Origin of the sequence: Enterococcus raffinosus (assembly GCF_018917525.1) — a bacterium.
GTDB classification, from domain to species: domain Bacteria; phylum Bacillota; class Bacilli; order Lactobacillales; family Enterococcaceae; genus Enterococcus_A; species Enterococcus_A raffinosus_A.
Genome location: NZ_JAHLOS010000007.1, coordinates 30,730 through 49,986, shown reverse-complemented (window position 1 = coordinate 49,986; position 19,257 = coordinate 30,730). Strand labels below are relative to the sequence as shown.

The following is a 19,257-nucleotide window of genomic DNA, read 5'->3' as shown; positions in this document are numbered from 1 at the left end:
GAGAAATCCCTTAAAAAGTAAAGAATCCCTTCAGCAATAATGCTTAAAATTTATAAATCACATATTCTTTTCTAAAAGAAATTATTTTATAAATGAAATATGATAAACTAATTATTGAATGAAACGTAAGCACTGAAAGGGAGAAGGTGAAGGATTTGGGAAGACATACGGATCCAAATGAAAAATCTAAAGGAAAATATGTCGTGGTCGGTCTGGCGGCGCTTTTATTGACAGGTGGCGTTTATTTTGGGGTGACGCGCATTTTAAATAATACAGCTGAAAAGCCAAAGGAAACAGTCACCGCGAAAGAAAGTCAATCATCGTCAAAAGAACAGCCTGCCGCAAGCAGTACAAAGAAATCAACTAAAAAGAGTTCTGAGAAGAAGACTAAAAAGAAAAAAACAACGGAATCTTCAAAGAAAAAGACCAAGACCTCAAGTTCAAGTAAAAAGCAGGCAAGCGCTGAGAAAAAATCTGCTTCAAAGGCTAAAAAGAAAACCACCGCTAAGCTAGATGCTTCAGAGTTAACAAAAAGCGCGGGGAAAGTCTATTACGGTGTGCAATATTTAAAGAATAAGCAGGAGTTTTCTAGCAAGAATTCTGAACGAACGATTGCGGCGAATATCATTGAACTCTTCATTATGGATTATGCTCTGGCTCAAAAGGATGGCAATAATCAAGTGATTGAAGACAAACCGTTGAATGAGTGGTTAACGCCAATGATCCAACAAAATGATATCAATGCTACCAATGTTTTAATCGATCATTATGGGATGGGGAATATGAACAGCTATTTCAAGGATCAGGGATATGCTGATACATACATTGAACGCCGTATGGTGGATATTAATGTTCGCAGTACGGACAAGGACAACTATACTTCTTTGAATGACTGCATGAAATTACTGAAAAAAATCTATGACGGTCGTGATAAAGAACCACAAAAGACCATGTTAGATATTTTGAAAGGCCAAGTTATTCGCACAAAGATTCCTGCAAAATTGCCGGACAACATCCCCGTAGCAAATATTACTGGCGAACAACAGAATGTTGAAAATGATATCGGGTTGGTTTTGACGGAAGATAATCCATTTGCGATCGTCGTACTGACCAATGAAACTTCAGATATCGTAAAAACTAGAACTGCAATCGCAGACTTTAGTCTAGCCTCGACAAAAATTAAGTAATAAAAGATACTTTTGTTTATTTTTGAATAAAAATTGAATAGCGTATGAAGTCAGTTTTGCTTTGAGTATTAAAAGCAGAACTGGCTTTTTTTGATGGCAAAGGCCGCTGCTTCGATTGGTTTTGTTAAGTAAAGAATGTGAAATTCTCGTTACTTATAAAATTAAATATATAAACAAAAGATATTTTTTATGAAAATGAAGGTTTGATATTTCTCTACAAACAAACGATCTTCGACTTTCTTTGAAAATGTTTTCAAAAAGTTGTTGACAAAAAAATAAAACGGATATATATTTGATTCGTGAATAGTGCCAATGGTTCTCTTTTAGAACCAAAGGCTTTTTGAAAGGAGAGGTTTTGTTTGATTGGTCTGTTAGTTGTTACTCATGGGGATTTAGGGAAGTCGCTTTTGAATTCAATTGCCATTATTGCTGGGGAAGTAAAGTGTTCTGCGTCCGTTGGTTTGTATCATGGAGATAGTCCTGTTCGACTGAAGGAGGAGATTCAGGAAAAAGTTGAAGCGTTGGATACTGGAGAAGGAGTGATTGTGTTAGTAGATTTTTATGGCGGAACTCCCGGAAATGAAGTAATGAAGCTTTTAACAACAAACAAAATGAAAGTGCTTTCGGGCGTGAACATGGCGATGCTGTTGGAAATCGTGGTGAATCGTGAGTTTTCAAACGATATCGAGGCATTGGCTAAAACCGCGTTAGTCAGCGGCAAAGAAAGCCTTCAAGATTTGAACGAAGTATATAACAATTTAATCGCAAAGGCAGGGGATTAATAATGAGTATTGTATTAGCAAGAATTGATGATCGCTTGATTCATGGTCAGGTTATGACCTCATGGCTCAACTACACTGGGGCTAATCGAATTATTATTGTGGACGATAAAACAGCGAATGATACGTTTCTAAAGATGATCGTGACATCTGTAGCGCCGGCGAATATCAAAACAGAAGTCTTTGGTATTTATGATGGTGTTGAAGCCATCAAGCAACTAGCAGCATCAGATAAGGTCATTCTTTTGGCAAAATCACCTGGGGCTTATGTTGAATTGATGGAGCAGGGCATCGCATTGGAAAAGGTGAATATTGGCGGCATGGGTGCAAAGGAAGGCCGAACAAAATTTTATAAAAATATCTCGGCTTCTTCGGAGGAAAAAGCCAGTCTCAAAAAGCTGATCGATCATGGGGCAACGGTCACCATTCAGATCATTGCAGAAGACAAAGCGATTGATGTAGCGAAACTATTAACTTAGGGAGGGGTATCAATGGAAATTTCTTTTATTCAAGCAATTTTAATTGGGGTTGTTTATTACCTTGGCGTAACGGGGACGCCTTGGCTCTCGTTGTTAGGAAGCATTTCCTTCATGCAGAAGCCTTTGGTCGCTGGAACAGTTGTAGGAATTATTTTAGGAGACCCAGTTCAGGGTGTGATTATTGGTGCAGCGATCCAATTGCCTTATATTGCGTTCATTTCGGCTGGCGGAACAGCACCGGTTGATCCTGGATTAGCAGGGACTTTGGGAACAGCGTTAGCGATCGCTTCGGGAGCTGACCCGCAAACGGCTGTAACTTTGGCTATGCCTATCGGACTATTAGGAACCGTCATCTGGGTGGCTCATATGACGATCGATGTTTTCTTTGTTCATATGGCGGATAAAGCAGCTGATGAAGGAAATCTGGATCGGATCAATTTTTTACATGTGGTACCACCGCAGATCATTCTGTTTCTGATTAGTGTCATCCCAGTTACCTTAGCAGCCTATTATGGAGCCGGAGCGGTCACAACGATTCTTGGGTATTTAGAAGGAACGCCGCTGCACGTGCTACAAGTAATAGGCGGGTTATTACCAGCGCTGGGAATCGCGATGAATTTGCGTTCGATCAATCGGCCGAATACCATGCTGTTTTTCATTTTAGGGTTTGTGATGTCGATCTACATGGGGTTGGATGTTATCGTCATTGCTGTTTTAGGTGCGATTATTGCGTATCTTTACACCATCACACCTAGAAATGAAATCGGCGGTTTTAGTTAGGAGGAAAAAAGATGGAGCAATCATTAGAAAATGAAGTTCAAAAACCTAAGAAGGAATTATCAAAAAAGGATGTCACTCGCTCCTTTTGGCGTTGGACTTTTTTCAGTCACGCGAATTATAACTACGAACGACTGGAAGCTACGGGACTCGTTCATTCTCTGAGTCCGATTATTAAAAAGCTTTATGCCGATGATCCAGAAGAATATCGAAATGCATTGAAGAGACACATGGCGTTCTTTAATACGGAACCGCATTTCGGTGGAATTATTTGCGGGATGGTCATTGCAATGGAGGAGGACCGGGCAAATGGCGCCCCGATCACGGATGATGCCATCAATGGGATCAAGACAGGTTTGATGGGACCTTTTGCCGGGATCGGCGACACCTTATGGCAGGGGACATTGACGCCTATCTTGCTGGCCTTCGGTGTCAGTCTTGGTGCTGAAGGAAACCTGATGGGCCCTGTTGTTTATGGATTATTAATGTTCGGCATCATGTTTTCACTCGCTTATTTTGTCTGGATGCAGGGATACAAGATGGGGAAAGCAGGGATCGAAAAAATCCTCAGCAGCAATATTCTACAGTATTTGATCACCGGAGCATCGGCAATGGGAGCGATTGTTTTGGGCGCCTTGACGGCCAATTTCGTCTCTGTTTCTTCTCCGTTTGTGATCAAGGTCGGTGCCGTGAAGCTCGGGTTGCAGGAGGATATTCTAGATAAATTATTCAAGGGAATCCTGCCTCTGGGAATCACTTTATTGACGCTGTATCTGCTTAAAAATAGAAAAATGAAGTCGACGAGGGTGATGCTGATTTTAGTGGCTATTGGTGTGCTGTTTGGCGCATTCAATATATTCTAGGCAATCGTTAGGAAGGGGACAGAAAATGAAGACAGCAGTTTTTTATGGAATCAAGGATTTGCGAATTGAGGAGTGTCCATTACCGGAGGTTTCAGAAAATAAAATTCTGATAAAAATTGAGACCTGCGCGCTTTGTACTTGGGAGCAGCGGGTATATACGGGGGTAAAAAAAGTCGAATATCCGTTCATCGGAGGACATGAGATCGCAGCAGAGATTGTGGCGCTAGGAAATAAAATTGATCCGACGAAATGGCAGATTGGCGATAAAGTCGTTTTCGGCACAAACCTCGCTTGTGGGGACTGTGATTTTTGTAAGAGCGGTGAGGAACAGAACTGTATCGATTTCAATCACAGTAAGCATCTAGAAGGACTTCCGCACAAGGGGATGGGGGGATTATCAGAGTATATGCTGGTAGAGCCGAAGCATCTTTTTCATTATTTTGGCGTAACGCCTGAAGAAGCGGCTTTAACCGAACCGTTGTCATGCGTGGTTCATAGCTGCGAGACCGCGGATATCCAATATGGGGATTTTGTGGTGGTCATCGGCTGTGGCATCATGGGCTTGCTACACGTTGCGTTGGCAGTGAAAAGCGGCGCACGCGTTCTTGCTTGCGATTTAAATCCAGAGCGATTGGCACTGGCAAAAAAAATTGGCGCTCACTATATCGTTGATTCTTCTAAAGTAAATCTTTCGGCAAAGGTCAAAGAAATCAGCCGCAATTTAGGAGCGAATGTAGTCTTTGATACAACTCCGATTCATAGCGTAGCGGAAGAAGCAGTGGAATTGGTGTCGAATACTGGTAAAGTGATCCTTTACTCATCCTTCTATCCAGACGAACCTGTTAGCTTTAGTCCCGACAAGCTGCATAAAGGCGGCTATTCCATCGCTGGAACAGCCAATTCGAACAGTCGTGATTTCGTGCGGGCATCCAGAATGATCAGCGAACGGGTAATAGACATGCGCCCATTTATCAGCGAAATCGTTTCATTTGAAGAAATCGTGAAGGGGTTTGAATCCGCGATCAAAGGGGACAAATATCGTGTGGTAGTAAGATTTTAAGCTGTAAAACAAAAAAAGTAACATCGGCAACTATAGTATGGTAGGTAGTTGTATAAAAAATCAGTTATAATCAATAGTGAAAATCCAATTGATCGAATAATAATTTATTATGTAGCTGCCTGTCTGTTTTGATAGAAATCTTTAGGATCTCCCTATTCAAGACAAGACGAGTGAAGGGAGGATTATAAAGTGGAAGAGTTTATTCCAAAGTATAAAAAAATCAGTGATGATATTCAAAATTTAGCCAAAGTGTTGAGCGGACAAGGAAAACCGCTTCCCAGTGAACGAAAGCTATCAGAAAGTTTCAATGTGAGCAGGACAACAATCAAGCGTGCGTTAGAGTCACTGGAAAGACAAGGCATTGTTACTTATATAGAAGGAAAAGGGTATATTATTCCCAATCGAGATGTCAAGATTGTTTCGAGTATGCATATTTCTGGGTTTTATGAGGACATTGTTTCACGTAAAAAGAAAATCAGCTCTAAAGTGCTGAAGAAAAACGTGATCCAAGCAGATCAAAAATTAAGTAGAGAGCTTAAGATAGCGGAAAATGAGTACGTTTTCTATCTTTTGCGTTTACGGAGTGTCGACGGCGCGGTCTATTCTTTATCGGAAAGCTTCATTCCCCTTAATCGCTGTCCAGAGATCGGTTCCTTTGATTTAACAGATAAATCGCTTTGGAAGGTTTTAAATCAATTTGGAATCTTTCCAGAAATCGTCAGTCAACGGGTAAGTGCTCGAATGGCGAATTACTCAGAAATAGAATATTTGAACATTTCTAATCCTGCTGTGGTCATGGTCGTAAATAACATGGCCTATTGGGAAGGGAAGCCGATTGAACTTTCCTATGTCTATACCGATGTTTTCTCAACAAATCTTGAATATCGTTTTAGTAAATAAAACGAGGAGGAAGATTCATGTTAGTGACATTGAACGAACTGTTAAAAGATGCGAAAGAAGGAAAGTATGCGGTCGGAGCGTTTAACGTACCGAATCTTGAAGCGATTCGCGGGGTGATTCAAGCAGCTGAAGAACTGGGTTCCCCGGTTATTTTGCAGCATGCCGAGGTTCATGAAAATCTGATTGGGTTGGAAGAGATCGGACCGATCATGCTGCAATATGCTAAAGCGGCGAAGGTTCCAGTAGCGGTACATTTGGATCACGGAGCCTCCTATGAGATGTGCGTTAAGGCGATTCGCTTAGGTTTCACCTCGTTGATGTATGATGCCTCCAGCAAGGAATACGAGGTGAATTTAGAAGAAACGAAGGAAATCGTCAAAATCGCTCATGCAGCCGGTGTGAGCGTTGAAGCCGAGCTAGGACATATTTTCACCTCAGCTGTCGGCGGCGGGGAAGGCCGAGGGTCTGACTCAAGCGATGATTACGAGGATTTAGAGGATGTTTACACTGATCCTGATTTAGCGAAAGAATTTGTAGAGGCAACCGGTGTTGATTGTTTGGCGATTGGTTTTGGTACTGTTCATGGGATTTATTTGAAGGAGCCGAAGCTTGATTTAAATCGAATCCTGCAAATCAAGGAAAAAATTGATGTGCCTTTCGTTATGCATGGCGGGTCAGGTGTTTCAGAAGAAAATTATCGAACCGCCATCAAAAACGGCATCTGTAAAATCAACTACTATACCTACATGAATAAAGCTGCTGGCAAGGCCGTTCAGGAATGCTTGGAAAAGAATTCAGGCGACTCTGTTTTCTTCGATGAGCTTTCGCTAAGTGCCACCGCAGCAATGAAGGATAATGTAAAAGCAGCGATGGAGATTTTTATGAAGCCGTAGCTTTTAGTGTAATCATTGATGGAGGAGCGGAAATGGAAAAAATCGCAGCATCGATCATGTGTGGAAATCAACTAGCATTAGGACAAGAATTGCAGGATTTGGAGGCAGCCGGAATTGATTGGCTGCATTGTGATGTGATGGATGGCGTTTATGTCGACAACTTGGCGATGGCGCCTTATGTCTTAGAACCGATCATTCAGACAGGAAAATTCACTACTGATATTCATTTGGCCTGTGTTGATCCAGAGAAATACATTGAAATGTTTGCCCCACTGGCACCTGACTATCTGACGTTTCATATCGAGACGACAAAGGAACCAGCAACACTATTGAAGAAGATTCATGACAAAGGGATCAAAGCTGGGATTGCGCTCAATCCTGAGACGCCGATCGAAATGCTTTTTCCTTACCTTGATTCCATCGAACTGATTCTTGTAATGACCGTTAATCCAGGATTCGCAGGACAAAAGTTTCAGTTAAAGGTTTTGGAGAAAATCAAACGCTTGAATCGTCAGCTGGAAACGAGTCCAATCAAACCGCTGATAGAAGTGGATGGCAATATCAATTCAGTAACGGCTCCGGCGATCAGCAAGTATGGCGCAAACCTTTATGTAGTGGGAACCTCTGCCTTATTCAATGAAGAAGCAGGCTCTTACAGGGAAAAAGTCATGAAGCTGAAACAGAGTTTGGTTACGATAGAAAAATATTAATCATGTTCTCACCTTGAAATTTTTGAGGTGAGAACTTTTTTTGTCTATACAGATTTTTTTGGTCATGTTAATCTTTTAGTATTATTTGGATAATACGGGAATCATGTACAGACTGGATTGGAGAGAAGTAAATGACTAGAGAAGAATTTTTGACCTTAATAAAAAATGGCTTAATCGTTTCCTGTCAGGCTTTACCGGGGGAACCATTATATAGTGAAAAAGGCGGAGTGATGCCGCTCTTAGCCTTAGCAGCAAAAGAAGGTGGCGCGGTAGCGATTCGGGCAAATTCTGTACGAGATATCCGGGAGATCAAAGCTGTGGTGGACCTGCCGATGATCGGCTTGATCAAAAAACAATATCCGCCAGAGGAACCCTTTATTACTGCTAGTATGCAGGAAGTCGATGCGCTAGTAGAAACAGGTGTGGAGGTGATCGCCTTGGACTGTACCCTGCGTAAACGTCACGATGGATTGATGATCAATCAATTCATTCAACAGATCAAGGAGAACTATCCGGATCAATTATTGATGGCGGACATCGCTACCTTTGAAGAAGGAATGAATGCTTTTGAAGCTGGCGCTGATTTTGTTGGGACGACATTAAGCGGGTACACAGCAGAGACAGCTAGCCGAACAGCTCAGGGTCCAGATTATGAATTGATCGAAAAATTAGTCGAGGCCAACCTGCCTGTGATTGCTGAAGGACAGATCCATACACCGGAACAAGCGAAAAAGATCCAAGCCATGGGCGTGTGTGGAATCGTCGTAGGCGGCGCCATCACACGACCTAAGGAAATCACGGAACGCTTTGTAAAAGGTCTAAAATAATTCCGACAAATCGTAACGATTAAAAACAATAAGATTCACGAGAACGAGACGAGTAGTAAAGTCTCGTTTTTTTGTTCAATCGAAAGTATTCATATTTTCTCGATCATTTAGTGCTTCGGAATTTAGTTACAAAACGAAACTATTTTACAATAGAATAATTTTGTTTTATAATTATATAAAGAGATAAAGGACTATCGATTAGGAGGAAGTAGAGAATGGACGAATTAGTAAATGAATTTTACTCAACGTACATAGCAATAAAAAATACGGAAGCGGTCAAAGAATTGAGAAAATATTCTGAAGGAAGAGCACTTGTACTCGTTTATTTATCCCAATACTCAGAAGGAGAGGTGCTGCCTAGTGAGATTAGTAAAGCCTGCAATTTGCCCCCTGCCCGAATCACTACTTTTCTAAATGAATTAGAAAAAAGTGGTGAAATAGCTAGAAAACTAGATTTAGAAGATCGTAGAAAAGTTCGAGTAGTACTTACGGATAAGGGAGAAGCTCGCGCAAAAGAAGTAGTAAAAACTATTCAATTGGCCATTAAAAAGATTATTAAGCAAATGGGTGAAGAAAATGCCTCGTCACTAATTAAGAATATGGAGCAGGTACTTAGTGCTATCAATTCACTAAAGGAGAATGAAGATGAGTAATTATTCAAAGGATTCAATCATGAATGAAGCTTTGTGGTTGAAGAGTGCCTCTGCAAAATTTGAGGTTGCTAAAGCAGACTATCCACATCCAGGAAGCAAACAAATGACTGTGAAGGTCATGCTATAGGAATGAACGTTGTTGATGCTCTTCAAGGAATGCAGCGTAGACTGATCATGCCTTGGTTGAACTACCCAGCAATCGTGGGCGGAGATGTTTCAGGTGAAGTTGTCGAGGTTGGAAGTGAGGTCACCACGTTCAAGGTGGGTGATCGTGTTATGGGACTTGCTTTGGGAACCGAGAAAGAAGTAAATTCTTCAAAAGAAGGGGCCTTTCAAAATTATTGTCTACTAAATGAAAAAATGACTTCACCTATTCCAGCATTTATCGACTATTCAGCCGCTGCGGGGTTGCCCATCGCGTTATCAACCGCAGCTACAGGTTTATTTGAAAGGGAACATCTTGGTTTGAGACTTCCAAAGGTTGTTCCAGTTAAAAGTGATCAATTTGTTGTCATTTTAGGAGGCTCCTCCGCAGTTGGTAGTAACGCGATTCAGTTAGCCGCTGCCGCTGGCTACCGTGTGATCACCACTGCTTCTGCCAAGAATTTTGCTTATGTTAAATCACTTGGGGCTGAATTCGTGTTTGACTATCATGAGGCAAACGTAGAAGAAAAAATTGCTGATTGTCTTAGTGGTGCTCCTTTAAGCGGGATATTCGCTATTGTCCCAAATTCTCTTCAGTCTGCTCTAAAAATCCTTAAAGTGTCTACGACTAAAACGAAAATTGCCTGTGCACAACCAGCGCTATTAACTAAATTAGGATCATTGTTCAGAAATACACGCAATGTTCAACTATCTTCTATCTGGGGCAGCGATATACGAAATACTGAGGTGGGGACAGCGATCTTCAAAGAGTATCTGCCTGAAGCACTTAGTACGAAACAATTCGTTCCGGCTCCTAAAGTCCAAGTAATGGGAACAGAATTATCTTCAATCCCAACCGTTTTAGCCGAATTGAAAAAAGGTGTTAGCGCGACCAAATATGTAGTGACACTGATAAACTAAAGATTTACCAAAATAAACGAGATGCAAAACAATGCATCTCGCTTTTTTCTTTCAACAATATCAAGTTTATTTATCTGAACGTATGTCTCTTAAAAAAGACCACAACATTGATGCAAAAAAAGTTCTACCTCTCATTTATACTATTTATTTGACCACAATTGTGAGAGGTGATTACGATGGACAGTTTAATGGAAGAGCAGCAGGAATGGCAAGCCATTCGTAAGGAGATTGAGGAAAAGGAAACCAGTCTTCAGCAGGAATTGCTTCATTTCTCAACGGAAACGCAGCAATTTCATCAGTATCTGGTTGATTATAAGGGAGAGATCGATCCTCATGAAATGTTTATCAATTCACGACTTTTAGATCAGCAGCAAGTAGCGGAGACGGTTAGTGGAAAACAATTGATTCGCTTGGAGAAACAAAAAAAGAATCCTTATTTCACTCGAGTTGATTTTGTTTATGACGGTGAACAGACAGCAGAGAAAATCTATGTAGGCTCTTTTTCATTTTCAACGAAGGAAGAGGGATTGTTGATCTATGATTGGCGAGCGCCGATTGCGAGTATTTTCTATGATTATGATTTAGGTGAAGCACATTTTCAAACGCCAGCAGGAACAGCCTCTGGTGACATTCAACGAAAACGGCAGATCAAGTTTAAGGATGGGGCAATCGATTATGTAGTGGAGTCTGACACGACAGTTTTTGATGAGGTGCTGCAAAATGAACTGCGGCAGCAAAAGGGCGGACAGATGTCGACCATCATCAGCACGATCCAAAAGGAGCAAAATCAAGTGATTCGCGATAGCCGATCAAAGGATATGATCATCCAAGGAGTGGCAGGATCAGGTAAAACATCGATTGCCTTGCATCGTATCGCTTTTTTACTTTATCATTTTCGCAATCGTATTACGTCAGATCAAGTGATGATCCTTTCTCCCAATCGTACCTTTAGCAGGTTTATCGCACAGGTGCTGCCTGAACTGGGTGAAGAGCCAGTGACTGAATGGACGATTGATGAGTTTGGACAAAGAATAGCTGGAACTGCCAATGTTCCTTCTCGTTTTCAAGAAATTGAAATGCTCTATTTAGAAAAACAGCCGCAACTAAACGAACGAGTTCGATATCTCTCTACCAAAAAATGTGTTGCTGATTTGAAGACCTATCTTAAAGAAATCGAAAACTTCTCTCCACACCCGATCTTAATTGGTGATTACGAATACGATGCGGAGTTTATTCTTAAGCGATACAAGGCGTATCATAAGAAATCCATTTTCCAGCGGTTTCAGCTAATCGCAGAGGATATTTTGGAAAATCTCCGTGTCCGCCCATTTCAGCCAAAAAGAAAACCGACGAAAAAACAACTAGTCAGTCGTTTGAAGAAAATGTTCAACAATACCAATAGCACTAAACTTTATCAAAGTTTTTTAGCAGAGCAAGGATTCGAAATGCGAAAATCCCTAAGCTATTCTGATTTATTCCCGATTATTTATATTCGACTATTTCTTGAAGGGGTGGATGAATTTTCAACGATTCGCTATTTGATTATCGATGAGATGCAGGATTACACACCGATCCAGTTTGAAGTATTCAAAAAAATGTTTACCTGTCCGGTATTGCTAATTGGTGATTTTACTCAGTCCTTGACTACGATCAATGAGATGCATTTATCCGACGTACAAAATTATTACCCAAGCGCCCAATCGATTTACCTGACAAAAAGCTATCGCTCGACCTATGAGATTATTTCCTGTGCGAAAAAAATTATTAGTGATCAAACGATTGAACCGGTTTTGCGCCATGGTAGGAAACCAGAAAAACGGATGGTTGGGTCTCAGTCGGAGGAAATATCAAGTATAATAGAATTAGTCGAACAGTTAAGAAAACAGGAATTAACAACGATTGCTTTAATTACAAAGACCTTAGCACGAGCGCATGAATGGCGAGAGCTATTAGAAAGTCAAGGACTAGCCTGCGAAGTGTTGGCGGATGAATCGACAAGCTTACAGGAAAATCTATCCATTTGCCCCCTTGTTCAGTCGAAAGGTCTGGAGTTTGATGCGGTAATCGTGGTTGACGCAGACGAAGCAACATATCCTGGCTTATTAGGCAGACAGCAATTATTCGTTGCTGCAACACGAGCGATGCACGCTCTTTATTTTCTTCAAAGGAAGTGAGATCAATGAATAATTCTCAGTTGGTAACCAGTATTACAGCATATGTGGAGGAGCATCTTCATGAGAAGATGACACTGGAAGAACTAGCGAAGCAGCTTCACTATTCAAAATATTATCTGCTGCATGAATTCAAAGAGACGACTCATCAATCTGTTTATAACTATATCAAGCGCCGCCGATTGAATGAGGCTGCCAAATCGTTACTTTATTCGGATCAGAGAATTATTGAAATAGCGGTGCAACTGGGGTATCAGAGCCAGCAGGCCTTTACGAAAGCCTTCGAAGAACTTTATAAGCTTACACCGAACCGTTTTCGTTTGCAGAAAAAGGATTTCTTCATTGAGGAACCTTTTATCGCAGCTGACTATCTGCTTTGGGTTGAAAAGCAAGATATTCAAATTCGCCAGGGGAAAATAAAGGAGCAAGAACTGATTCTTGCATTTGCTCAACTGATGCGAGGGGCCCTTCCTTACTTAGAGAAGGAGGCGTATCTTCATTCATTACGTATGTTTATTAATGAAGGGAATTGTTATCTGGCTTGGGCAAAAGGACGAGTTGTTGGATTACTGCTGCTTGACTCCAAGATGCAAAAAATCGAGAACCTCACAGTATTACCCACATGTTGGGAATTGGATCTAGAGAAAAAACTACTCACGAGTGTAATCAGTGAAAAAAGACCGCAGCTGCTTTATACGACAACCTTTAGGGAATCCGATAAATTGGATATTGGTTATCGGCAGCGACTATTAAATCTTGGCTTTCTGCCCAGCCAAAAAATTGTCGAGATTAATTATCCCACAGAAAAACTGATTCTTACCGTATCTTAAGAACAATAGAAAATAAGTCTCTACTAGCTTGATCACATCAGATCAAGCTTTTTTTATTAATTTAACTTCAAAATAGAATTGAATTTTAGTCAAATTTCTTCAAAAAAACATTTTTTAAGAACAAATGATCAAAAAAAGAGGGGATAATCGATCAGAAATTTAAAAAAAGCGGAAAATGTTTGAGTGTTATGGGCTTCTTTCAAATAATTTCAGAGGTAAAATCGCGATGATGTTAATTGTAATTATTATTTATTTATATCTATTTTAAATAATCAATGATTAAAATCACAAATTTCAATGACGGGTGTTATTGAATATTTTGTTTTATTTTGAAATTGTTAATTGATTGTTTTTTATTTATATTACTACTATTGGCGAAGTTTTAAAATTTTTGGAGTCGATACAATGAATAAAAGATTATATATTAGTTTGATTTGTTTTTTTACAAGTTTAGGCTTGTTTTTTACTAATTATGTTCAGGCAGAAACAAGGACTAGTGAGTCTTCATTTAATCAAAAGACAGAACAGAGTGTAACAATGACTGAAGATTCTGAAGAGGTTGAGAGCCAGCTACCATCTGATTTGGAAACAACAAGTGTACCTACAGAATCTGTTGCCTCTCGAGCTCAGAACTATGAAGAATCATGGGCGATTGTAAGCACATTAAGTGAGTTGCAGCTCGCGTTAAAAAACAAGGAACCTTACATAAAATTAGCAGAATCTTCGGAAGTTTTTGTGATTGGCAATGCTGCTGCCACAATCACAGCCGATGTGGTGATTGATGGGAATAACCGTCAAATTTCTTATTACGGAGAACATGGATTCAACTCTACTACGGCAGGAATAACCATCACGCTACAAAATATGACCTTTGGCTCACCAGATTTTACAGTTCGAGCAGAGGGGCTTTATGGCATTATGCGAAGTGCTGCAAAGAGTGAATTACATATCACGAATGTCAATTATTTTTCCGATAAAATTGCTCAGCCTTTCTATTTTCGGCATTCTACAGGAAAAATCTATTTTCATGGAACCAATCTTTTTATGCAACAAAAAGTGGATGGTTCAATGGGAAGTGGTGAAGAGTTTGCTGAGTGCAATAATTTTGTATTTACTGCCGGTAGTCATACAAAAATTGTGCAGAATACTAGTGGGACGATCGGCTTATTTTGGCTGCCGGAAAACCCTAGCAGTATTACATTGGAGGAAGATGCCGTATTGGATGTCACTTCGAATCATAGCTTTAGCTACTCTGATGGAACAAACAATAGCCGTATTTCGTTAGGGAAAAATTCTAAATTACTTGTAACAGGCACGAATCCTGATAATGGCTATTTCTTCTATTTTGATAAACCAAGCTTCATTACTGTAGGAGAAGGTGCAGAATTTTCTATGAATTATCCCCGTAATATAAGAATTGCTGGAGGCAGTCAAATCAAATTTTTGCCGAATTCGATTGGGAATTTTAACGTGACTCATGATGAAACAGTTTTTGATCGGACAGTTGGACAAGGTTCTACATTTGAGATCGACAACACAAAACGTCTGCATTTTAAAGCGAAAGCTGGAAGCAATTTCAATCCAATTGGTTTTGCAAGTGTTTCGAATACCTTTTCATTCAACCAATTTGGAGCAGATACGAATGGGTACGAGATAGTTACGAATGAGGACACAGCTCCTTTAAAGCTGACGCCACAATTAGACCCAGGTGTTTGGACTATTCTGAAGGACATCACCCGAACCGTTGAACCGAAAACACCGGATTTCACAAACGAAGAAAAGATAATTCTTCAGAATGCTGAAAGTATAACGCTGAAGCGATTGAACCCTCCCATCGAATTAAGAAAGGTTGATTATGAGGCTGGTGTCAATGAAGCAACATTTAACTTAGCAGAGTATCTATTACATGATAATGATGACTTAATTAGCGGCACGGAATTCAAACTATATGCGCAAAAATCAATTAATCCGGCCGCGGAGGGAGATGGATTCATCGAGCAGAAGCAGTCTGATCATTTGGATGAATCTGTAGTTTTTTCGAAACTAAAGGAACAAACGGAATACTGGCTCTATGTCCGGATCAAAGCCGATCCTGATAGTCAATCGAGTGAGTGGTTGGAAGTCCCCTTCAAAACAACTCAGGAAATGCTTGATATTAATTTTCCTGTTGAGGTGGCTTTTTATACTGAAAAAGGACAGAACCAACAAGCGGTTCATGCAGCAGCAGAGTATTCGATTGATAACCACAGTTCTTTTCCAGTGAAGCTTCAAGCGACAGCTTTGCAGGAATTGTCAAATCCTTCAGGTATTCAGCTGCTATCTCAAGCGGTTGAAGGAAATCAAAAAGATTTGTTTCTGAATTTGACAGAGCAAGGTCAGAAATTAGGCGCTTTAACAAATTCATTACATGAAGCACCGTTATCATTTTCAGATTTAGCTGGGAAATCATCTACTAAGTTAGGATTTTCCGGAATCTATTACGGTGATGCAAGAACAGCGCAGAAAGTCCAGTATCAATTGACTTTGACTGCGGAAAGAAAGGAATAATCTTAGTGGAACAGGAAAAACAAAAAGATAAGAAAAAAAGGCTCGTAGTCTTACTCCTATTATTATTAGCTTTGGCTGGAGTAGGCATCTATTTTTTTACTAAAGAAGAAGCGAAGCCTGTGTCAATTATAAGTGGTGAATTTTTACCGGATGACAAGGATGCTTCTAAAATCAGCAGTGCACAATTAAAGAAAATGGCCCAGGAAAAAGTTGACCGAAGTAAATTCAATATGGTGATTGCGCCAGAAGCGACTTTTGAAAGCAGCGATCAAGCTGGTGAATTGATTATCCAGAACCCAGCACATAATGCTTATCCAGTTAACGTAGAAATTACTCGTAACGACAATGGGGAATTGATCTATACATCAGGCGCTATCCAACCAGGATACGAGGTCAAGGAAGCCAAATTAGAAAAGAGATTATCAAAAGGAGAGTATCCGGCAACCGCAAAATTCTCTTTATATGATGATAAAACCAAAGAAAAGAAAGGAGAGGTAGCAGCTAAAATTATGATTCACATCAAAAAATAAATTTAAAAAATGAATGGAGAAATGGGAAATGAAAAAAATTATGAGTGGACTATTACTAGGTAGTATTTTATTTGGCGGGGCAGCAAGTATTTATGCGGCAGAGGATGAGGTGAATGGGAAAAGTTCTGCATCAATTACCGTCAACGGCTCATTAGGGCAAGACAACGAGGATGAAAACGCACCAAATATTGATGAGAATTCTGACGATTGGATTAACGTTACGCTAGATACGGCCAATATTTTTTATACAACAAAAGAAACAGCGCATAAAACCATCGAATCACCTTATTATTCGATTAAGAATAATTCAGGTCGCGGGGTGAAGATTTCTGTTGCTGATTTTACTGTCACTTCTGGAAATTTAAACAACGTTGACGAATTAAAAATCAGCGGAAAAGATTACACAGCTGCTGATCAGGAGGTTGACTTGAAAGGTTCAGGAAGCAGAGCATTTTTAACCTTGGCAAATAATCAAGGGAAATTGAATGTAGAGACAGATCCTTATGGTGGCTATACGAATGACACATTATACCAATATTCTGGAACTACTAAAGATGAGTATTACAAAGAGAACGCTGAAAAGACAGCTCATACGTTGACTTTAGCATTTGAAGCTTTAGATAAGAATGGAAATCCTATTGTAACGCCTTAAACTAAGGAGGCATTTATGTGGAAAGTGAGATTCAAGTCACTGGACTATTAGGAACAGCAAAGGAGCAGACAATCTTCTCTTCTCAAGAAAAACCAGATACAAAAATTGTCAATGTTCAAGTATCCACCAATTATCCTAAAACAGGAGAACAATTTAATCCTTACTTATTTTTCTCAGGGATTTGTATACTATTATTGTTACTGATTTTGAAAAAGCGGAAGACGGCTATTTAGAGCTGTTTTCCGCTTTTTTGTTTGCTCTGATCTCGAAAACGATGACAAAAATTTTTAAGACAAAAAGCTTGTTTTGAAATTAAAGGTTGAATAAAGGAGTTTAATTATTAAATTTGTTTCTTGCGTAAATTTATTCTACTAGAAAAAGTAACGTTGTTTTTAATAAGGGGATCTTTATTTATTGTTTTTTAAAATGATATAAAATAAAAATGATGCTGATTATTTAATATTGGAAACGTTGTTGATTCAATGGTTTTTGTATGGTATCGTTTGTAAGAAGTTACTATCATTTTTTTATTACGGTTATTTTATAAGTGCTTTTAACAGGTTCGAAGGAATATAAAATAACGATTTTATTAAATGTGATTTGAGAGTAGCTTTAAAAAAGGGTTTAAGTTGAAATAAGTCTCTTGTAGAAGAGAGAAAGGGAGAAAAAATGAAAAGAAAACAATTAACATGTGCAGCACTTGCGGGATTGTTAGTACCTGCCTTACTTGCTGCACCAACGGCACTTGCGACAGAAGAGCCTCAAACAGCAACTAGCGAAATGGGGAAAACTGTAGAGGAAGCAGCTAAAACTCAGCCAAGTATTGCTGCACCTGTGAAAGAAAATCCCACAGGTTCAAGCCAAAAAGCTGAAGTACCCAACACAACAACTGAGAGTAGCCAAAACACTGGAAATACGGCAACGAAGCCAGCCACTGAAAACAGTACTGTGAACCCAGTTGAAAAGCCAAAAACAGAGACAGCTACAGCAGCTGACGCAGGAAAAGAAACAATCACATCAACAGTGGAGACAGAGAAAAAAGAAGTGAAGCCGTTAGATGTAAATCCATTTCCACCAAATAACCCGACAGACACACACCCTGCGATCAATATTCTGCCGACCCAAAGTATTCGTAAGGGCAGCAGCTTTGATCCTAAGCAAGGTGTTAGTGCTAGCGATAAGACCGACGGAGATTTAACCTCGAAGATTACAGTCACTGGAACAGTGGACATTAATACCGTTGGTGAATATCTTTTGACATATTCCGTGACGAATTCGCAAGGAAATACAGCTACTCAGAGTGTTATTATCCGAGTGATTGAAGATGATATCGGTATGTACGAGCTTGAGATTGCAGATTTTAATTTACCAAAAGGCAGTGACTACATCCAAGCGATTCGTGAACATGTCGTGGTTAGAAAACCTGACGGAAGTATCGTACCTACTGCCACAGCTAATATTGTAGTAGCTGGACATCATTCGACGGATAAGCCTGGAAAGCTTGCAGTTGAGATTTCGGTAGTTTCTGAATACAATACGGTGACTAAAAAAGTCGTGAACATTACCATACTTGATACGAATGATACGATTCGATTAGATGTGCAAGCCTCATTAAGCCTTGAGGTCGGTCAAGCGTTTGATCCTTACAGCTTTGCACAAGCACATGTGTTGAATGCGTCGGGCAAGGAAGATGCACTTACCAAAGCAAGCGCAGCAGGCGGTGTCGGTGTATGGGCGGAATCAACTGTCGATGCAACGAAAGCCGGTAACTATAAAGTGACCTATACAGCATTAGCAGCATCAGATGCGACGACTACGAAAACAATGGATGTTACAGTAAAAGAAAAAGCTGAGAAACGTACACCAAACATTTTAGTTGAAAACAAAGTGATGTATGTCGGCGATAAATTAGATGAAGAAATGATCATGGCCTGGGCCAAAACAGAAAATTCAGCGGATACGATCGACGGTTTCAAAGTAACGAATGGCGAGATCAAAGTAAAAGTTGCGGACAATACGCTAGTTGAAGCTGGCGAGCACACTATTGAGTTTTACGCTTCTACACCAGAAGGTGAAACGAGTACTAAGACAATCACTTTGACTGTAAAAAATCGCTCGACAGAAGAGCCAACTAAAACAAACGATGAAACCAAAAATGTAGCAGGTACAGGAAATAATGTGACAAGTACTAAGACTGTTCCTACACGCACTCAAAGCAGCAAGCAGCTACCGAAAACCGGTGAAGAATCAAGTAGTTTATTGGTTACTATGATCGGTGGGATTATGGTACTTTTAGCCTTCGTAATGAAACGAGCAAAAAAAGTAAATTAATAT

Annotated in this window: 20 protein-coding genes; all 20 read left to right on the top strand. The window is 40.0% G+C overall.

Annotation, left to right across the window (positions count from 1 at the left end):
- The first annotated feature begins 146 nt into the window (after positions 1-146).
- Positions 147-1,187 carry a serine hydrolase gene (locus tag KQI58_RS06930; protein WP_367397920.1) on the top strand — a complete coding sequence of 347 codons (1,041 nt, stop codon included), beginning with the start codon at positions 147-149 and terminating at the stop codon, positions 1,185-1,187.
- A gap of 359 nt (positions 1,188-1,546) precedes the next feature.
- Positions 1,547-1,969, top strand: a complete 423-nt coding sequence (locus KQI58_RS06925) for a PTS sugar transporter subunit IIA (RefSeq protein WP_216407700.1) — start codon at positions 1,547-1,549, stop codon at positions 1,967-1,969.
- Positions 1,970-1,971: 2 nt separating this feature from the next.
- Positions 1,972-2,445: a PTS system mannose/fructose/N-acetylgalactosamine-transporter subunit IIB gene (locus tag KQI58_RS06920; protein WP_216407698.1), complete on the top strand. Its 474-nt coding sequence runs from the start codon at positions 1,972-1,974 to the stop codon at positions 2,443-2,445.
- Positions 2,446-2,457: 12 nt separating this feature from the next.
- Positions 2,458-3,225: a PTS mannose/fructose/sorbose/N-acetylgalactosamine transporter subunit IIC gene (locus KQI58_RS06915; protein WP_216407696.1), complete on the top strand. Its 768-nt coding sequence runs from the start codon at positions 2,458-2,460 to the stop codon at positions 3,223-3,225.
- Positions 3,226-3,236: 11 nt separating this feature from the next.
- Positions 3,237-4,085 (top strand): PTS system mannose/fructose/sorbose family transporter subunit IID, encoded by an 849-nt coding sequence (locus KQI58_RS06910; RefSeq protein ID WP_216407694.1) that lies wholly within the window; start codon positions 3,237-3,239, stop codon positions 4,083-4,085.
- A gap of 25 nt (positions 4,086-4,110) precedes the next feature.
- A complete protein-coding gene (locus tag KQI58_RS06905) occupies positions 4,111-5,145 on the top strand; it encodes a zinc-dependent alcohol dehydrogenase (protein WP_216407693.1) in 1,035 nt (344 codons plus the stop codon).
- 189 nt (positions 5,146-5,334) lie between these two features.
- Entirely contained in the window at positions 5,335-6,045 is a 711-nt protein-coding gene (locus tag KQI58_RS06900; RefSeq protein WP_216407690.1) for a GntR family transcriptional regulator, read from the top strand.
- Positions 6,046-6,062: 17 nt separating this feature from the next.
- Complete coding sequence (locus KQI58_RS06895; RefSeq protein WP_216407688.1) at positions 6,063-6,938, top strand: class II fructose-bisphosphate aldolase; 876 nt, start codon at positions 6,063-6,065, stop codon at positions 6,936-6,938.
- Between the two features lie 32 nt (positions 6,939-6,970).
- A complete protein-coding gene (locus KQI58_RS06890) occupies positions 6,971-7,648 on the top strand; it encodes a ribulose-phosphate 3-epimerase (protein WP_216407686.1) in 678 nt (225 codons plus the stop codon).
- Positions 7,649-7,779: 131 nt separating this feature from the next.
- A complete protein-coding gene (locus tag KQI58_RS06885) occupies positions 7,780-8,475 on the top strand; it encodes an N-acetylmannosamine-6-phosphate 2-epimerase (protein WP_216407684.1) in 696 nt (231 codons plus the stop codon).
- Between the two features lie 215 nt (positions 8,476-8,690).
- On the top strand, positions 8,691-9,128 hold the full coding sequence (locus tag KQI58_RS06880; protein ID WP_216407682.1) for a MarR family winged helix-turn-helix transcriptional regulator: 438 nt from the start codon (positions 8,691-8,693) through the stop codon (positions 9,126-9,128).
- Complete coding sequence (locus KQI58_RS22965) at positions 9,121-9,255, top strand: hypothetical protein (RefSeq protein ID WP_301282190.1); 135 nt, start codon at positions 9,121-9,123, stop codon at positions 9,253-9,255. The genes KQI58_RS06880 and KQI58_RS22965 overlap by 8 nt, the downstream gene beginning before the upstream one ends.
- 2 nt (positions 9,256-9,257) lie before the next feature.
- Positions 9,258-10,193, top strand: coding sequence for a zinc-binding alcohol dehydrogenase family protein (locus KQI58_RS06875; protein ID WP_216407680.1), 936 nt, complete (start codon positions 9,258-9,260; stop codon positions 10,191-10,193).
- A gap of 176 nt (positions 10,194-10,369) precedes the next feature.
- A complete protein-coding gene (locus tag KQI58_RS06870; RefSeq protein WP_216407678.1) occupies positions 10,370-12,367 on the top strand; it encodes a HelD family protein in 1,998 nt (665 codons plus the stop codon).
- 5 nt (positions 12,368-12,372) lie between these two features.
- On the top strand, positions 12,373-13,194 hold the full coding sequence (locus KQI58_RS06865) for a helix-turn-helix transcriptional regulator (protein WP_216407676.1): 822 nt from the start codon (positions 12,373-12,375) through the stop codon (positions 13,192-13,194).
- A gap of 405 nt (positions 13,195-13,599) precedes the next feature.
- Positions 13,600-15,741, top strand: coding sequence for a hypothetical protein (locus KQI58_RS06860; RefSeq protein ID WP_216407674.1), 2,142 nt, complete (start codon positions 13,600-13,602; stop codon positions 15,739-15,741).
- A gap of 5 nt (positions 15,742-15,746) precedes the next feature.
- Positions 15,747-16,271 (top strand): hypothetical protein, encoded by a 525-nt coding sequence (locus KQI58_RS06855; RefSeq protein WP_216407672.1) that lies wholly within the window; start codon positions 15,747-15,749, stop codon positions 16,269-16,271.
- 28 nt (positions 16,272-16,299) lie between these two features.
- The gene (locus KQI58_RS06850) at positions 16,300-16,923 is read left to right on the top strand and encodes a hypothetical protein (protein WP_216407670.1); all 624 of its coding nucleotides are present in this window, start codon (positions 16,300-16,302) and stop codon (positions 16,921-16,923) included.
- Between the two features lie 17 nt (positions 16,924-16,940).
- The gene (locus KQI58_RS23125; protein WP_216407669.1) at positions 16,941-17,156 is read left to right on the top strand and encodes an LPXTG cell wall anchor domain-containing protein; all 216 of its coding nucleotides are present in this window, start codon (positions 16,941-16,943) and stop codon (positions 17,154-17,156) included.
- A 436-nt stretch (positions 17,157-17,592) separates the two neighbouring features.
- On the top strand, positions 17,593-19,254 hold the full coding sequence (locus KQI58_RS06840) for an LPXTG cell wall anchor domain-containing protein (protein WP_216407666.1): 1,662 nt from the start codon (positions 17,593-17,595) through the stop codon (positions 19,252-19,254).
- Positions 19,255-19,257: the final 3 nt, after the last annotated feature.